We start from the raw sequence: 16,226 nt of genomic DNA, 5'->3' as shown, positions 1-16,226 counted from the left end.
AATCAATTTAACGATACTACTTTAAGGAGTTATTTTGAATGAAAGTAATTAATACTAATAAAGCCCCTAATGCGGTGGGGTCATATTCACAAGCGATTCAAGTAGCTAATTTTGTATTTATTTCTGGACAAATTCCAATTGTTCCTGAAACTTCTAATATTATTGCTGGGGCTATTTTGTAACAAACAACGCAAGTATTAGAAAATTTAAAAGCTTATTTATTGAAGCTAGTGGTAATTCGCTAAGTGATGTTGTTAAATGTAGTATCTTTATTAAAGATATGAATGATTTTAAAACGATTAACGATGTTTATGCCACTTATTTTAGTGTGTGAAAACCAGCTAGAGTTTGTGTTGAAGTTGGGAGATTGCCTAAAGATGTTTTAATAGAAATTGATGCCATTGTTTATATGCCAAATTGTAAAGTTAAGTGCAACTAAATTATTTTTCTAACCAAATATTCGATTGGTGAAAGATAATTTAGTATTTTTCTTGGTCTTTGGTTTAAAGACAATAGACTTGGTACATAACCTTTAATTTTATCTTGACATTATTTGCATTAAATTGATAAAAAATATAAAATTAAAAAGTAGATATTCAATAAAATAAAAAATTATTAATAATTTTTGGAAGGAGAAAATGATATTGATTAAAAGAAATTCTAACCATTGAAAAAATATTAATAAAATTACTAAAAAAGTAACTATTTTTACTAAAAATAAATTGTGACTAGGATTAATTTTAACTTTTACAGTTATTGCGATAATTATTCCTAGTATATATTTATTAACATTAGATATGGTTAGTGTTTTTAGTAATGCCATTATTAATTTAGAAGATAGTGAAAGTAAAAAGATTCCTGATATTAAGCCTAAAATTCTTAATCCTGATGATGGTAATGGTTTAACGATTAACCCATTTCCTAATGATGATTCAGAACCTGGTATTGTTAATGATAGTTTACTTTTAGATGGTGCTAAAATTAATGTTGAAAACTATGATAATTTTAAAAGCTTACGACTTATTGAATTAGAAAATTTAGTATTAAAATATTTTAAAAATTATGTTCAGAGTAATAAATTTTTACAAGCAAATAATAAAACTTATAAAAAATTTGATTATCGCTATAAATATATCACTACTGAAAATGGTAAAGAAATTGATAATAGTTTTATTCAAGATGATGTGGAAATAAAAAAAGTGTTAGTTAAAGATATTGAAATATATGAGATTAATCGTCCTGATATTTATGAAGTTATTAATGCTAATATTTTTTCATTATCCTTTAATTTAAAAATTATTAATACAAATATGTTTTATAAAAATTATTTTAACTTTTATTCATTTCAAGGTTCTAGAGAACAAATTTCTCAAAATAACATAACTAATGCTACTACTGGTTATTTAACTAGTGAATGGGTATTATTTACTGATAAAGTATTAGGAAAAGAAATTTATCGTGAAGTAAATGATTCATTAAGAGATTTTATTTTTGCAAATCCAATTGAATTTGGTAGTGATATTAAAATTAAACCAATAATTACTACACAATGTCTTAATGAGTGTGCTGGTATTAATGATTGAGATACTTTTAGAGAAAAGTTATATGATGCATCCCAGGCTCTTATTGAAGAAAATAAAACTTATCATTCTGATTTAGTAATTTATATTTATTTTATTAGTACTAATATTAAAGATGATAATTTATATGAACAGTATGAACAATTGCCAATTCAGCCTTTTATTGTAACTAATTATTTTACTAATAAAATGGCTAATCAAAAAATATTAATTAGTTCAATGAATAGATTGAAACAGAAGCGAAACAAAACTATTGCTGAATATATTGCTTTTGCTATTTCATTTCCAAAATTTTTTTTAAAGAAAATTCAAGATTGAGAATTTTTAAATGATAATTGAAAAAATAAGGTAAAAAAAGAAATTTATAATTATCTTTACAATTATCTTGTAACTAATAAAAAATTTAATATTATTGATGATGTTAGTTTGCCAATATTATCGGAAAATCAATATCCGAATTTATTAAATTTAAAAAAGAAATTAGATATTACTGAAATTAAGCAGATTAATTTTAATGCCTACAAATATACTATAAATATTATTGGGTTTAATGATGAAGAAATTATTTTAACGGGAATTGGTTTTTTTGCTTAGAGAAATTATTGTTAGTATTTTTGTTAAAAATATTGTGTTATTAAATAATAGACTTGGTACATAAGGGTACTAATAATAATTTATTAGCAATTGATGCTACAGAAATTCCAATTGAAAGAATTAAAAAAAACTAAAATTATTATTTTTTGGTAAGAAAAGGCAACATTCATTAAAATCGCAAATAATTATTGATTTATTTAACAATAAAATTATTTCAGTAGATTTTTGTTATGGCAGTATTCATGATTATAAGTTATTTTTAAAATCAAATACACTTATAAATCCAAAATTAGAATTAATTGCTGATTCAGGATATCAAGGTTTGCAAAATGTTCATAAAAATACATTATTGCCAATTAAAAAGAGTAAAAATAATCCTTTAAATCCAGATAAAAAGGAATATAATAGCTTTTTAAGTAAAGTTAGAATTGCCATTGAACATGTTTTTGCTAGATTAAAAAGATTTAAAATACTAGTTTATCGTTATCGCAATAAGATTAGAAGATTTGAATTACGATTTAACTTAATTTCAGGAATATATAATTTTGAATTAAGCTAGTTATAGTTATGTACTAAGTCTAATGAAAGAATGGTTAAAAATGTTAAATAGAAATGATTTAAATGGAAACAATAGACTTCTTGCATTACTTATTAAAATAATTACAAATTATTTGTGCTGAATTATACTTGTAAGTGCAAGTAAATAAAATTGCAAAAAATCTCATATAAAAATTTCATGATGCTAAGTTTATTTTAGAAAAAACAAAGCAAGGAGTTTTTATATGGGTTACAAACATCTTGGCATATATGAAAGAATTTATATTGAGAATCAATTGAAGTTTAAAGTAAAAATTAGTGAAATAGCTAAAAATCTTAATCGAAGTATTAGTACTATTATTCGAGAAGTCAATAGAAATAAAGATAGTAATCATTATTTTTCATTAATTGCACAAAATAAAGCAGAAAACAGAAAACAATCACATGTTTATTTTCATAAGTTTAAAAATAGAGAATTAGTAAAATATGTACAACAAAAATTACTATTAGGTTGATCGCCTGAACAAATTTATGGCAGAATTAAAAATTTTCATAAAGAATGAATTATTAGTTTTAAAACAATTTACAATTGAATTTATTCTGGATTACTTGAAAAAGTTACTAATAAAAATTTAAGAAGAAAAGGTAAGAAACGAAAATCTCAAGAAAATCGCGGTAAATTTAATGGTAAATCAATTAAAGAACGAAATATTAATGTTAATAATCGTATAACTGTTGGTCATTGAGAAGGTGATACTGTAGTATCATCACGAGGTAAAAGTAAATCATGTTTAATAACTTTAGTTGAAAGAACATCAAGATTTACTTTAGCAATGTTAGTTGAAAATAGAACTACTAAAGTTGTTAACGAAAACATTAGCCATTATTTATCAATTCTTCCAAATAATCTTGTTAAGACTATAACATTTGATAGGGGTAAAGAATTTTCTAATTGACAACAACTTGAAAAAAATTTAAATGTGAAAATTTATTTTGCTAATGCGTATTCGCCTTGACAAAGAGGTACTAATGAAAATACTAATGGTTTAATTAGAGAAAAATTTCCTAAAAAATTTAATTTTTCAAATACTACTAAAAATGCAGTTCATAAATTTATATTGTCTTTAAACCAAAGACCAAGAAAAATACTAAATTATCTTTCACCAATCGAATATTTGGTTAGAAAAATAATTTAGTTGCACTTAACTTTACAATTTGGCTTATGAGATAAATAATGTTGATATGAAAACATTAATTCAAAAACATGTTGAAAATTTCCCTAGTTTTTTTAGTTTAAATAATTTTATAAATAATCATTTTCTTGAAATTTGTAATTATGATATTAATTATATTTATCAAGATTTTCAAAATCAACTTGAATTTAAGGTATACTATAATATACAATATATTAGTAGTTTAAAGCAGTTAGATAGTTTTAACTTTAATAAACAAAATTTATTGTATATTAAACTAAGAAACTTACAAATTAATTTATCGAAAACAAATATTAATTTTAATATTAAGGAATTGCCTAAATATGAAGGAAGAAAAGTAGGTGATAATAGTCCTAGTCTACGACCAACCTTTTTAGGAACAATATTATTAACTGTTAATGGTCAGCAATTAGAAGTAAAATTAAAGTTTCAATCACAAGAAATTATTATTTTTGAATCTGAGGATGATAATGTTGAGAATTTAAAAATTAGTAAAGGAGAATTTAAATAATGATGTCAAAAGAAAAAAAATTATTTAGTTTCAGTGAACAATTTCCAGATTTTGATAAACTAGAACAAGAATATAATTCTTCTCCCACAATTGAGAAATTAAATGAATTAGATGAACAACGATTTCAATATGTTAATCCGCTCCAAAATAGTTTGTTACAACGAAAAATGTATTGAGATTCGAAATTGGAAAGAGTAGCTCGGATTTTAATTATTTTGTCACAAATTTGTTTAGTAGTTATTTCGTATTTTTTTGGTCGCGATATTCTTGGACAATCAATTTTATTATTAGCTGATCAATTAGATTTTCAATTTATTACAGATTTAGAAGTATCATTTGATAAAACAATCGGAATAATTTTTTTAACTTTGTCGGCATTATATTCATTATTATATTTTATTCCTATGGCCGTTTGTCGTCGCGCGGGTACTATTTTTGGTTGAGGGGTAGCATATATTATCTTTGCTGTTTTTTATTTTTTAATAATGATGATTTTTATTGTAATGGCCTTAGTAATTTTTTCTAGTTTTAAATTTGTAGCGACTAATTTAGCAATTTATTTAACAATGGTTTTTATTTTAGTAGTAATATGAATTATTGGTGCTGCGGTGTTAATTGTCAAAGCTGATGATATTAAACAACAAATAAGTGTTGAATAAAAAGGAGAATTAAAGTAATGATAAATACAGAACTTAAACAACGAATTTTAAAGTTAATGCAACAAGCATCGGTTGGTATTTTTGAGAAAGAAAATATTTTTAAGTTGGCAACATTAGCAATGTTAACTGGTGAATCAATTTTTCTTTTGGGAAAACCTGGTGTAGCTAAATCGTTAGTTTCGCGGCGAATGAAATATTTATTTTGTCAAGCAAATGTTTTTGAAAATTTAATGAATCGTTTTTCAACGCCAGAAGAAATTTTTGGACCAATTTCAATAACTGATTTACAAAATGGTATTTATTGGCGATTAACAACAAATTATTTACCAAGTGCGGATATTGTATTTTTAGATGAAATTTGAAAAGCTGGACCTTCAATTCAAAATACATTGTTAACGATTATTAATGAAAAAATATTTCGTAATGCTGGGAAGGATTATAAGGTACCATTAAAATTACTAATATCAGCATCAAATGAATTGCCAGAAGTTAATCAAGGGTTAGAAGCATTATTTGATCGCTTTATTATTCGTTATGTGGTTCATGGTATTGTTAATGAAGAAAATTTTAATGCTATGATTCAATCAGCGACTAAATTAGATGTTATTGTTGATGAACAATTACAAATTACTAATAAAGAATATAATACTTGATTACAAGAAATTGCTAAAGTAAGATTATCAGATTTATCATTAAAGTTTATTTCTCGGTTTCGAAAAAAATTATATTTAGTAACTGAAGGTAAAGCATATATTTCTGATCGCCGTTGAAATAAGATTGCTTTTTTGATGAAAGCATCGGCTTTTTTTAATGCTCGTCTTGAAACTGATAAACCAGATTGAATTATTATTGTTCATTGTATTTGAGATACAGTAGAACAACAAAAAGAATATGCTAGTTTATTTTATGAGGTTTATACTAATGCATTAACATATGAGTTAAAAGAAAAACAAGAACAACTAGAAAATAAATTAGATAAATTAAATGAGCAATTAAATAAAGTTCAATTAGAAAATATTAAGTTTTCAGTATATACTAATCCTTTTAAAGGACAATTAGTTGGCAATTATCATCGTTTATTAGTAACAAATAAAGATTTGCCGATTTGTTTTCTTTCATTAGATGATTATCAAAAAATTAGAAAAAGTTTTGATGATTTTGAAATTATTAAATTATTTTTTGGTAAAACTTTAAATCAATTAAATCGTCATATTAAAGTCAATTTATCTTATCATAATGATAATAAGTTAATTGATAGCAAAAAAAATATTTATCCGATTGAAATTGAAGATTTAGAATCAACTTTAAATCAAGTTACAAAAATAACAAAAGAGGTTGATAAAACGGAAAAAGAAATTAAAAATTTAACAAAAGATTTTAAAAATGAAAAAGACCGTTTATATTCTTTATCAGCAATATTTTTTGATGAACAGTATAAAATGATTTTAGATGTTGCTTTTAATGATTTAGAAACTATTGATGAAGAAAAATTTGATGTTTTACAAATTGATTCATAAGAAAAAGAGTTGTTATAAATGATAAAGTTTTTAGAAAATTCTATTGATTTAGAATTAAAAAAGCAAATTTTACGATTAAAAGAAGTTGATAAAAATATAGCATCATTTCAAACTTTTAAAACTAATTTTAAATGATTGGCAACAGCATTTGATGATGAGATTAATCATTTTTATGAAAGTCAAATTGAACAAAAAATTATTTCTCAATCGTTATCGGTTAACATTAAACAAGAAATTTATTTATATTATTGAATTCGTGAAAATGGCATTAAAGGTTTAAAAGATAATTATGAAAAAGTATATTTTACTTTAGAAAAGGTGTTATCACCATTTGTAATGAAAATAAATTACTATCATTGTCTTTTGAGTGATAAAACGAAAGACTTACAACTTACTTTTCAAAATTTTATTAATAATTGAGAACAATTATTAATAAAACGAGTTATTGATTTTAAATTAGCATCAATTAATGAATTAAGAAAAAAATATTTACGCGAAATGTATGACCGCATTGAAGTTGTTAAAAAATTTCGTCGTTTATATGGATTTATTTGAAATTTTTTTGGTCGTTTTTGAGATGGGAATATTAAAGAACTTGAAAAATTAGATTTAACACAATTACAAAAATTGGCAAATTTTTTGCAATCTGATTCGGCAATTATGACAATCACTAAATTATTAGGGCGATTAAAAGGACAATCTGATAAGTTAGAAGCGGTAATTACTGAAAAGATTAATATTGAATATGAAATTCATCCTGCTAGTAAATGACCAGAAGAAATTATTGGCATTACTGAAAGTGCTGATTTAGAACATTTATTACCAATGGAACTAGTTCATTTAAATATTCCTAATTTACAACCAATTTTTTATAAGAAATTTCTTGAAAAAAAATTATCAACATTTGAATTTATTTCTAATGATGTAGTTTCTGTTAAAACAATAACAAAAGAAAAAAGTCATCATCCGCTTCCACAAACTGATGGACCATTTATTTTGTGTATTGATACTTCGGCTTCAATGCGTGGTGAGCCTGAATATATTGCTAAAGCATTAAGTTTAGCAATTGTTAAACTTGCTTTAAAACAAAGACGAGATTGTTATATGATTAATTTTTCTGATTCGTTAGAAGTATTTGATTTAACGACAGTTAAATCATCATTAAAAACTTTAGTTAAATTTTTATCACATTCATTTCATAGTAATACTAATATAACCCCTGCTATTATTCAGACTATTAATGTTATGAATTATAAAAAATATCAAAATGCTGATGTATTAATTATTAGTGATTTTTTAACAATTGATTTATCATCAAAACTAGTTAATCAAATTCAAGAACTTCATAATAATCGTAATCGTTTTCATTCAATAACTATTGGTAATAATGGAAATGAGCAGGTAACAAGATTTTTTGATAATAATTGAATTTATGATCCACAAAATCCTTTTACTAAAAATGATATTATTGTAGATTTAGAAATTAAAACTAGGAGTAAAAGTAGTGAATAAAAAATATTTAAGATATAATCTTTTAGAAAAAAGAGGAATTCATTAATGTGAATAAAATTTAAAGCAATGCTTTTTAAAAAAACATTTAGTTTAACTTTTTGTGGGTGTATATTATTATTATTTTCTTTACCATTGTGCGTTTTAATTGTTGGCAATTCTAATAGTAAACAATTATTAAAAATTAATCTTTCATATATTTTAGGTCTTTCCCCATTAACTTCATCATCAATTGTTGCTTTAATGACTTTTTTGTTATGAGGATTTTTATTTTCTTTAGCAATTATTCCTTTTGTTTATTGATTGAAAAATAATCATCGCTATTGACGATTAGCATCATTAATATTACTAATTTGTGTTAGTTTAATAATTTGTGTTATTACTATTATTAGCGTTGCTAATGAGGGATTAAAAATTATGAATGCTTGAATGGTTTTTCTTGGTTTTATTCCTTTTGTAATTGGTATTACTTATGAATATTATGAATGATTTTTAGAATTTTTACAAAATAAACAACAACATTTTAATCGTATTAAATATTCTTTAAATAAAGAAAATTATATTAGTCAAGAAGAACAATTATTAATTGCAATTGATGAATTAAAAATTCGTTTACAAAAATTAAAAAAGAAATTAGATTGTGCTCATATAAATAGTAATATTATTCATCAGAATTTAAAATTAAAGCAAATTAAGAGTTCTTCTTATAATAAAGAATATTATGAAGATGAAGTTAAGGAATAAATATATGTAAAGGACGCATAAAGTTTTGTTAGGTAGGAAAAGATTTGAATAAGTATTAAGACAGTCAGTAATGATTGTCTTTTTATTTTATAAGGTGTTAAAAGTTTGTTCTTTGAAAATTAAATACAAGTGAATTAATAATGTTGGTATGTATTAAAGCACGATAAATTGTGGGTGGTCGCCATAACCAAAAGAAGTTTACCAGTTAATAGATAACATCCTATTAGCTATAGCAATTTGTTTCGTTTTGCAATAAAAAAATGAATGGGTGGATTTCCTAAAAATATACACGCTATTAAATTAGTTCCAAGGGTAGGATGCGGATGTTAAAGTGTAGAAATTTCTATATAGGGGTATGCTAAGTTTAAAATTATTAAAATCTTTATCTAATTAAAAAACAAAATTAAATAACAAAGCTTGTTAAACACTTAAATCTGCGATATATAAGTGTTTAAAAAACTAAGTTAACTAACTTAGTTAATATAACTTAGTTTATAACAAATAAGAAAGGTAATTTACTATGAAAAACATTGAAAACATTTTCTTAAATACTAAAAAATATCTTTTAAAAGAAACACAAAACGCAATGCTTATTAAAGCACCAAAAATTCCGTGATTTAATGAACAAATCGGTATTTGGTTTCCAAAGCGATTTGTTTATAAAGGAAAATACGAAAATTCAATTTGCATTGGAATAATAAAAGATAGTAAATATCAAGTAATTTCAATTAATCAACAAGAGCAAGAAACCAAGTTAATTAAAGGCCAAGAATTATTAGGCTTCTTAATTGCCGAAAAAGAAAACAATAAAAAAGATATAAATTATAACTATTTTAAAGGAGTTTAAAAATGAATATTGCGATTGGATTAATATTTATTATCACTTGCATAATGCTATTGGCGTATTTTGCTTATAAAATTTATGCCAAAATAAAAATGCGAATTAAATTTAAAAATGCCATTAAAAATAATACTGGTAATTTCACAAAAGACGAAAAAGTATTTATTGCTCGCTTTGAAGAATGAGTTAAAGCTCCTAATTCAAAAGAAAATAATGAGAATAAAAAATAATGTTTTGAAAAATTATTATGGAATTTTTAGAACTGTTTGTTCCGATAGAAAAAATGCCTGCACAAGTTGCATTTATTGCCGGATTAATTATTATCATTACTTTTCTTTTCGCATTAATTTCAATTATGTATTTACCAATAAAAATGATTTTTGGGAGATAAAAAATGACAGTAAATTTAAAAGAATTTAATTGAGAACAAATTAAACAAACTTTCTGAGATTTGTTTATCCAAATTACAAATATTCCGGCTCATATTAGTGGTGGTAAAGAAATTGATTTAACCCAAGAAACACTTTGACTTTTAATGGCAAACATTGCTTTTTGATTCTTAACAGCGATTATGGTGTGATTTATTCTAATGCTACTTTGAAAAACCATATCAGTATTTAGATAGAAACAAAAGTAATGTCAAGAAGTTACATTGTAATGCATTCACAAAGAAATTCAAAATTAATTAGTAAAAAATACAGTCGTGTTAAGGTTAATCGTGGTTTTAATAAATTTAAGAAAAACTTTGAATATAAATGATGAATGTTTTAAAAAGAAAGGGGGTGATTATATGATTGGAACTTTCTTAACAGAAGCACCAGCAGTAACAAAGATAACAGCTAGTGACGCGATGACTAAATTATGAAATGCGATTATAACAGCGTTTACTAAAATGTGGGAAATTATTGCTGTTAATATGCCACAAGTCGGTAATTTCTTTGCTGATTACTGAATATTCATTTTTCCATTTATTTTGGCAATATTCTTTATTTGCTTTAAAATGTTTGAAAAATTACTTGGAGCTGTACGCTAACAAAAAAATAAAGTGAGGTGCAAGATGAAATTTTGCAAATGAATAATAGAAAAAAATAACCATTTTATTGAATTGAATCGCACCTCATTTTTAATTTTATGACATTGAGGAGCAATTTGATATATTTACAACGGTTATTTTAAAAACATTGTAAGTTATTTATTTTTAGCAGGTTGTATTTTAATTTTTATTTTTAAAATCAGTAATTTAACACAAATTAACAAAGTTATTAATTTCTTAAAAAATTCACCATTAAATATTGTTATTGGTTCATTAGGAACTGGAAAAACCGCCTTTCTAGTATACGCATCAAAATTATTAAAAAAGAAGAAATATCATATCGCATCAACATTTCCATTACTAGAAACCCAAAAATTAAGTTTAGGACATATGGGATTATTAGATTTTGATTATCCGGTATTGCCAGACAAAACCTTACTTTTATGAGATGAAACCAACTTATTTTTAGAAGGAACTGATTGAGAAAAAAATAATACCAAAAACGAAGAAACCGGTATTCAAGAATATTTCGCTCTGGCACGCCATTTCGGTCATATTGTGCTAGCTAGCGGTCAAAGAGATAAACATATTTGAGTTAAAGTTCGTGATATTGCCAATAATGTGATTGTGGGCATTCGTAAAAAACCCGTTAATATTTTTCGCCCCTACTTAAAAGTCATCTATGGCACCTTTACTAGTATTGAAGAATATGAACGCTGACGAAACACTTTAATTGATGCTAAAAATAGTAAAAAGGGTCGTCGCATTAAATACCGTGATATTTCTGAACTTGATATTTATTTTTTTAAACTAAAAATTCCTCTACCAATATTAAACACTTACAATTCTTTTTACCTAGCGTTTTTAAGAGATTACTTAAATTCAAAAGTAAATCCTGACTATGAAGATAAATACTATAATGACACAGCAATTGATTTAGAAGACTTAGAATACTTAAAAATGGATAAATTCAGCAAATTTTTAAGAAAAATGAAAGAAAAGGAATAATAAAAAATGGAAAATCTCGCAAAAATGGCCGACTTTCTCGCTCAAATGCTTTATAAAGTTTTTGACTTAATTTGAAGTTTAGAAGTGCCGGGAACGAATATTCAACTGATATTTCCTTTATTCTTAACACTGGCTGTAGAGTTTCTTATGGCAATCATTCTTGGATTTGGCAGTCAACAAATTAATTTAGAAAAACAACGCCAATATGCTGTTAAAAATAAGGGGCGTTTAAGTGCATGAGGAAAAGCTAAAAAACAAATAAAACCAATAAAAACAAAACAAGGTAACTAAAAATGTTTAAACTAATTATTATTTTTATCTTAATAACTGTTCTTGGATTGTTGGCTGGTAGTCATTTTGAAACTTTAACGAACTATATTAGCGAGGGACTTGCCAATTTCCAAAAGTTTATTACTAGCAATTTAACAATTTTAGAACTATTTAAACCAATGGCTCGGACATTTTCGCAACACCCAATTTTTACCATTCTTGGTGTCACTTGTGTACTTATTGCTTTATTTATTGTGATTAAAGGACGATAAAAATATGAAAGGAAAATTAAAATGAAGAAACTTTTAGGAAAATTATTTAAAAAAGATAATTCAAAAGAAAAAATGCCATTAAAATTAAGAATTAAAAATTCTTTTAAAAAGCGGTGGTTAAAAATAGTATTAAGTATCATTTTCATCTTTATAAGTTTATTAATTTGTGCATTAACAGTAATAGATACTAAATGAATAACTGGAACAAGTGACGAATTTAATGATTTTATGAATAAAGAAATGGTTGATTTTTTTGGTAAGTTCAATAGTGTTATTATGCTCGCCGGAATATTTGTTTTTTGATGAGGCGGAGCAATATATTTTGCAATTAAATTTGAAAAATTAATCCGCTTTACTATTCAAAAAATTAAAGCAAAAAAAGCCTTGAAAAATGAAATCAAACAAACTAATTAATTCTTTTAAAAAATATTGATGGAGAATTTTGCCTTACATTTTTATGATTATTATCTTTTTCATTCCATTTTTAAAATTGGGAATTAATGATTTGAAATTATTATATGAAAAATTTGAAGCATTAATTTCACTTATGATACTAGGATATTTAGATATATGCATTACAATAGCGGTAATTATGAACTGTATCATTGAGTGACTTATTAAAAAATTAAAGCTAAAAGAATAATGAAAAATAAAATATTTTAAAAAGGAGTGATAAAAATGTTTATGAAAATATTTACCGTGCTAACTATTAATTTCAATAACATTTTTACTATTCCACCAAACATTAACAAGGAGAAAACGGCAGTGCAATTAGTTAGAAATAAAAGAAAAACTCAATATAAAACATATGACTTAAAATTTTCAGAAATAAATAACAGTTATTTACAATCATTGTATAAAAAAGGTAGTGACCCAGTATATATTAATATTGACTCAGTAAAAGAGCAATTACCTTTAGAAATAAAAAATTATGGAGAAAATACTAGAGGGTTTGCTGTCTTTACCAATGAACCAGTATTTAAAGAAATTAAAGAAATTTATAATTATAAAAAAGAAAACAGCACCCCAGAAGAAAGAGAATTTTTTGATAAAAATTTTCAAAAAACAAATATTGAATATTTTTATACTGCTAAAAAAATTAAAGATGTAAAAATAACAATACAAGAATATAGTTATCCCGGTTCAAACAAATTTCATATTAAAAAATTTTTAGCAAAATTAGAAACTAAACCAAGTACGGACATTGATTTGCCAGAAACAACCACCAAATTTGACGGCAACCATAACTATAGTGATGTTATTGATAATCTTGACTATTTAATGATTCACCGTGGTGATTTTGATAAATTTAATTACTCTTATCTCTATTGAACACCAATATTTAATTTCATTGACACTTTAGAAAAAGGTTACTATAAAGAATTCACCATTAAAAATCATGGTTTTAAAGACGAGAGTTATTTTTATCACAAGACTTCTAGTAATAAAAATGTAGTAAATGAGAATGTTTTGAAAATTCAGGCATTTAACAAAACTATAATTGCCGGAAATAAGTATTTACAATTGCTACACGGTGAAAAGGAAATCTGAAAATATGATACTGCAAACGCTAACGATTATTGCCTAATTAAGTATCTTTTTGGTACTTTAAATTACCTTAATGTTAGATTTAGTTTTCTACGTTATGACCCAGATTTACGAAATGATATTTACCTATATTTTAAAAATAACATTCCTAGTATTAACAACAGCGATTACAAAAATGTTTTTGACGAAATCTATGAAATCCTTGGTAATTTCTTTTCCAGTTTATTTTATGCTACTTTTGATATGGACGAAAAAACTTACACCGAAATTGATTTTAAGGGTGTAGATAATTACAACAAAAATTACTTTATTCAAATCGGTTTCTTTTACCGTTCATTAATGCTGAATTATACTTGTAAGTGCAAGTAAATAAAATTGCAAAAAATCTCATATAAAAATTTCATGATGCTAAGTTTATTTTAGAAAAAACAAAGCAAGGAGTTTTTATATGGGTTACAAACATCTTGGCATATATGAAAGAATTTATATTGAGAATCAATTGAAGTTTAAAGTAAAAATTAGTGAAATAGCTAAAAATCTTAATCGAAGTATTAGTACTATTATTCGAGAAGTCAATAGAAATAAAGATAGTAATCATTATTTTTCATTAATTGCACAAAATAAAGCAGAAAACAGAAAACAATCACATGTTTATTTTCATAAGTTTAAAAATAGAGAATTAGTAAAATATGTACAACAAAAATTACTATTAGGTTGATCGCCTGAACAAATTTATGGCAGAATTAAAAATTTTCATAAAGAATGAATTATTAGTTTTAAAACAATTTACAATTGAATTTATTCTGGATTACTTGAAAAAGTTACTAATAAAAATTTAAGAAAAAAAGGTAAGAAACGAAAATCTCAAGAAAATCGCGGTAAATTTAATGGTAAATCAATTAAAGAACGAAATATTAATGTTAATAATCGTATAACTGTTGGTCATTGAGAAGGTGATACTGTAGTATCATCACGAGGTAAAAGTAAATCATGTTTAATAACTTTAGTTGAAAGAACATCAAGATTTACTTTAGCAATGTTAGTTGAAAATAGAACTACTAAAGTTGTTAACGAAAACATTAGCCATTATTTATCAATTCTTCCAAATAATCTTGTTAAGACTATAACATTTGATAGGGGTAAAGAATTTTCTAATTGACAACAACTTGAAAAAAATTTAAATGTGAAAATTTATTTTGCTAATGCGTATTCGCCTTGACAAAGAGGTACTAATGAAAATACTAATGGTTTAATTAGAGAAAAATTTCCTAAAAAATTTAATTTTTCAAATACTACTAAAAATGCAGTTCATAAATTTATATTGTCTTTAAACCAAAGACCAAGAAAAATACTAAATTATCTTTCACCAATCGAATATTTGGTTAGAAAAATAATTTAGTTGCACTTAACTTTACAATTTGGCGTAAATAAAAAATACTATATAGTAATTTCTAACTTTTATTAGGTTAATACTTATGGATTTTATTAAATGTGTAAATTTTGACACAACAAAAAATTATTTTATTATTTAAATTTAATTTTAAATAAATATTTTATGTTATCTATAATTGCAAATTATAAATTGAAGCAATTAAATTAAATCTTAAACTAAATCGTTTTCTACGATTACGATATTTTTCAGTAATAATATTAAATTTTTTAAGAATAGCAAAAATATTTTCAATAATAATTCTCATTTTTGAAATTAATTTATTATTATGTTTTTGTTCTTTATTTAAAGGGTTTTTCTTTGTTTTTTTCTTAGGTATTAGAACATTACTATGAATTTTTTGTATTCCTTGATAACCATTATCAACTATTAATTTAGTATTTTTTAAAATTGGGATTTTTGATTCTTTAAATAAACAAAAATCATGCTTTTTACCGAGAGAAAAATTTGTTGCAATAATTATTTTGCTTTCTTTTTCAATAATTACTTGTGTTTTAATAGTGTGTTTTTTCTTTTTTCCTGAATAAGATTGTTTTTGTCTTTTTTTGGGCGTTGAATGGGTGTTTCTGTAGCATCAATAATAATTGTTTTATCATTAAAATAATCATTTATTAATGCTTTTTTACCAGCAAGTTGTTGAAAATCAGGATGTTTGATTAAAATATCTTCAATTCACTTGATATTTCGATAACAACTAGCTTCACTAATATCAAAACTTTTACCAAGATGAAAATAAGTACGATATTCTCGTCAATATGATAAAGTCATCAATAATCTATTTTCTAATGATAATTTATTATTTTTACCACCTCTTTTAAACTTTTTTAACTCAGCTTCTTTTAAAATATTTAACATTTTATTAAAAGTACTTTGCTTTATTCCAATTAATCGTAATAATTCTTTATCATTAATAAAATTAAATTTATCAAATTTCATAAT

The 16,226-nt window shown here is 24.1% G+C and carries 22 protein-coding genes; 21 read left to right on the top strand and 1 reads right to left on the bottom strand.

The annotated features are described in order from the left end of the window. Window positions 1-38: 38 nt before the first annotated feature. The 21 genes from AAHJ00_RS03310 to AAHJ00_RS03210 all read left to right on the top strand — a co-directional run bounded on the left by AAHJ00_RS03310 (window position 39) and on the right by AAHJ00_RS03210 (window position 15,236). Window positions 39-182: a Rid family hydrolase gene (locus tag AAHJ00_RS03310; protein ID WP_342224510.1), complete on the top strand. Its 144-nt coding sequence runs from the start codon at window positions 39-41 to the stop codon at window positions 180-182. Window positions 183-280: 98 nt separating this feature from the next. Next, window positions 281-439, top strand: a complete 159-nt coding sequence (locus AAHJ00_RS03305) for a Rid family hydrolase (RefSeq protein WP_342224509.1) — start codon at window positions 281-283, stop codon at window positions 437-439. 205 nt (window positions 440-644) lie between these two features. Continuing rightward, entirely contained in the window at window positions 645-2,174 is a 1,530-nt protein-coding gene (locus AAHJ00_RS03300) for a hypothetical protein (protein ID WP_342224508.1), read from the top strand. 136 nt (window positions 2,175-2,310) lie between these two features. Then, window positions 2,311-2,733, top strand: coding sequence for a transposase family protein (locus AAHJ00_RS03295; protein WP_342224608.1), 423 nt, complete (start codon window positions 2,311-2,313; stop codon window positions 2,731-2,733). 223 nt (window positions 2,734-2,956) lie between these two features. After that, a complete protein-coding gene (locus AAHJ00_RS03290; protein ID WP_342223478.1) occupies window positions 2,957-3,907 on the top strand; it encodes an IS30 family transposase in 951 nt (316 codons plus the stop codon). A gap of 19 nt (window positions 3,908-3,926) precedes the next feature. Continuing rightward, on the top strand, window positions 3,927-4,436 hold the full coding sequence (locus AAHJ00_RS03285; protein ID WP_342224507.1) for a hypothetical protein: 510 nt from the start codon (window positions 3,927-3,929) through the stop codon (window positions 4,434-4,436). Then, window positions 4,436-5,095 (top strand): hypothetical protein, encoded by a 660-nt coding sequence (locus AAHJ00_RS03280; RefSeq protein ID WP_342224506.1) that lies wholly within the window; start codon window positions 4,436-4,438, stop codon window positions 5,093-5,095. Before AAHJ00_RS03285 ends, AAHJ00_RS03280 begins: the two co-directional genes overlap by 1 nt. 17 nt (window positions 5,096-5,112) lie before the next feature. After that, complete coding sequence (locus AAHJ00_RS03275) at window positions 5,113-6,612, top strand: AAA family ATPase (RefSeq protein WP_342224505.1); 1,500 nt, start codon at window positions 5,113-5,115, stop codon at window positions 6,610-6,612. Between the two features lie 18 nt (window positions 6,613-6,630). Continuing rightward, window positions 6,631-8,124: a VWA domain-containing protein gene (locus tag AAHJ00_RS03270; protein WP_342224504.1), complete on the top strand. Its 1,494-nt coding sequence runs from the start codon at window positions 6,631-6,633 to the stop codon at window positions 8,122-8,124. A 45-nt stretch (window positions 8,125-8,169) separates the two neighbouring features. Next, window positions 8,170-8,865, top strand: coding sequence for a hypothetical protein (locus tag AAHJ00_RS03265; protein WP_342224503.1), 696 nt, complete (start codon window positions 8,170-8,172; stop codon window positions 8,863-8,865). Between the two features lie 520 nt (window positions 8,866-9,385). Next, entirely contained in the window at window positions 9,386-9,712 is a 327-nt protein-coding gene (locus AAHJ00_RS03260) for a hypothetical protein (RefSeq protein ID WP_342224502.1), read from the top strand. A gap of 2 nt (window positions 9,713-9,714) precedes the next feature. Beyond that, a complete protein-coding gene (locus AAHJ00_RS03255; RefSeq protein ID WP_342224501.1) occupies window positions 9,715-9,936 on the top strand; it encodes a hypothetical protein in 222 nt (73 codons plus the stop codon). A 17-nt stretch (window positions 9,937-9,953) separates the two neighbouring features. Continuing rightward, complete coding sequence (locus tag AAHJ00_RS03250) at window positions 9,954-10,097, top strand: hypothetical protein (RefSeq protein WP_342224500.1); 144 nt, start codon at window positions 9,954-9,956, stop codon at window positions 10,095-10,097. Between the two features lie 3 nt (window positions 10,098-10,100). Beyond that, window positions 10,101-10,331 (top strand): hypothetical protein, encoded by a 231-nt coding sequence (locus AAHJ00_RS03245; protein WP_338966797.1) that lies wholly within the window; start codon window positions 10,101-10,103, stop codon window positions 10,329-10,331. A gap of 165 nt (window positions 10,332-10,496) precedes the next feature. Continuing rightward, window positions 10,497-10,739: a hypothetical protein gene (locus tag AAHJ00_RS03240; protein ID WP_338967559.1), complete on the top strand. Its 243-nt coding sequence runs from the start codon at window positions 10,497-10,499 to the stop codon at window positions 10,737-10,739. A gap of 24 nt (window positions 10,740-10,763) precedes the next feature. After that, window positions 10,764-11,747: a hypothetical protein gene (locus AAHJ00_RS03235; RefSeq protein ID WP_342224499.1), complete on the top strand. Its 984-nt coding sequence runs from the start codon at window positions 10,764-10,766 to the stop codon at window positions 11,745-11,747. A 6-nt stretch (window positions 11,748-11,753) separates the two neighbouring features. Next, the gene (locus AAHJ00_RS03230) at window positions 11,754-12,038 is read left to right on the top strand and encodes a hypothetical protein (protein ID WP_338966793.1); all 285 of its coding nucleotides are present in this window, start codon (window positions 11,754-11,756) and stop codon (window positions 12,036-12,038) included. Window positions 12,039-12,040: 2 nt separating this feature from the next. After that, window positions 12,041-12,289, top strand: coding sequence for a hypothetical protein (locus AAHJ00_RS03225; RefSeq protein ID WP_215826579.1), 249 nt, complete (start codon window positions 12,041-12,043; stop codon window positions 12,287-12,289). A gap of 21 nt (window positions 12,290-12,310) precedes the next feature. Beyond that, a complete protein-coding gene (locus AAHJ00_RS03220; RefSeq protein ID WP_342224498.1) occupies window positions 12,311-12,703 on the top strand; it encodes a hypothetical protein in 393 nt (130 codons plus the stop codon). A gap of 264 nt (window positions 12,704-12,967) precedes the next feature. Next, a complete protein-coding gene (locus tag AAHJ00_RS03215; protein WP_342224497.1) occupies window positions 12,968-14,206 on the top strand; it encodes a hypothetical protein in 1,239 nt (412 codons plus the stop codon). Between the two features lie 79 nt (window positions 14,207-14,285). After that, window positions 14,286-15,236, top strand: coding sequence for an IS30 family transposase (locus AAHJ00_RS03210; protein ID WP_342224496.1), 951 nt, complete (start codon window positions 14,286-14,288; stop codon window positions 15,234-15,236). Between the two features lie 163 nt (window positions 15,237-15,399). Here AAHJ00_RS03210 and AAHJ00_RS03205 read toward each other — a convergent pair. Further along, window positions 15,400-16,223 (bottom strand): IS5 family transposase gene (locus AAHJ00_RS03205; protein ID WP_342224495.1). Its coding sequence is split into 2 segments (ribosomal slippage): window positions 15,400-15,827 and window positions 15,827-16,223, totalling 825 coding nucleotides; the frame shifts between segments, so codons are not numbered across the junction. Window positions 16,224-16,226: the final 3 nt, after the last annotated feature.

Source organism: Spiroplasma endosymbiont of Asaphidion curtum, assembly GCF_964031085.1.
Taxonomy (GTDB): Bacteria; Bacillota_I; Bacilli_A; order Mycoplasmatales; family Nriv7; genus Nriv7.
Note: the sequence above shows the minus strand (reverse complement) of the source record. Positions and strands in the feature narration are given on the sequence as shown.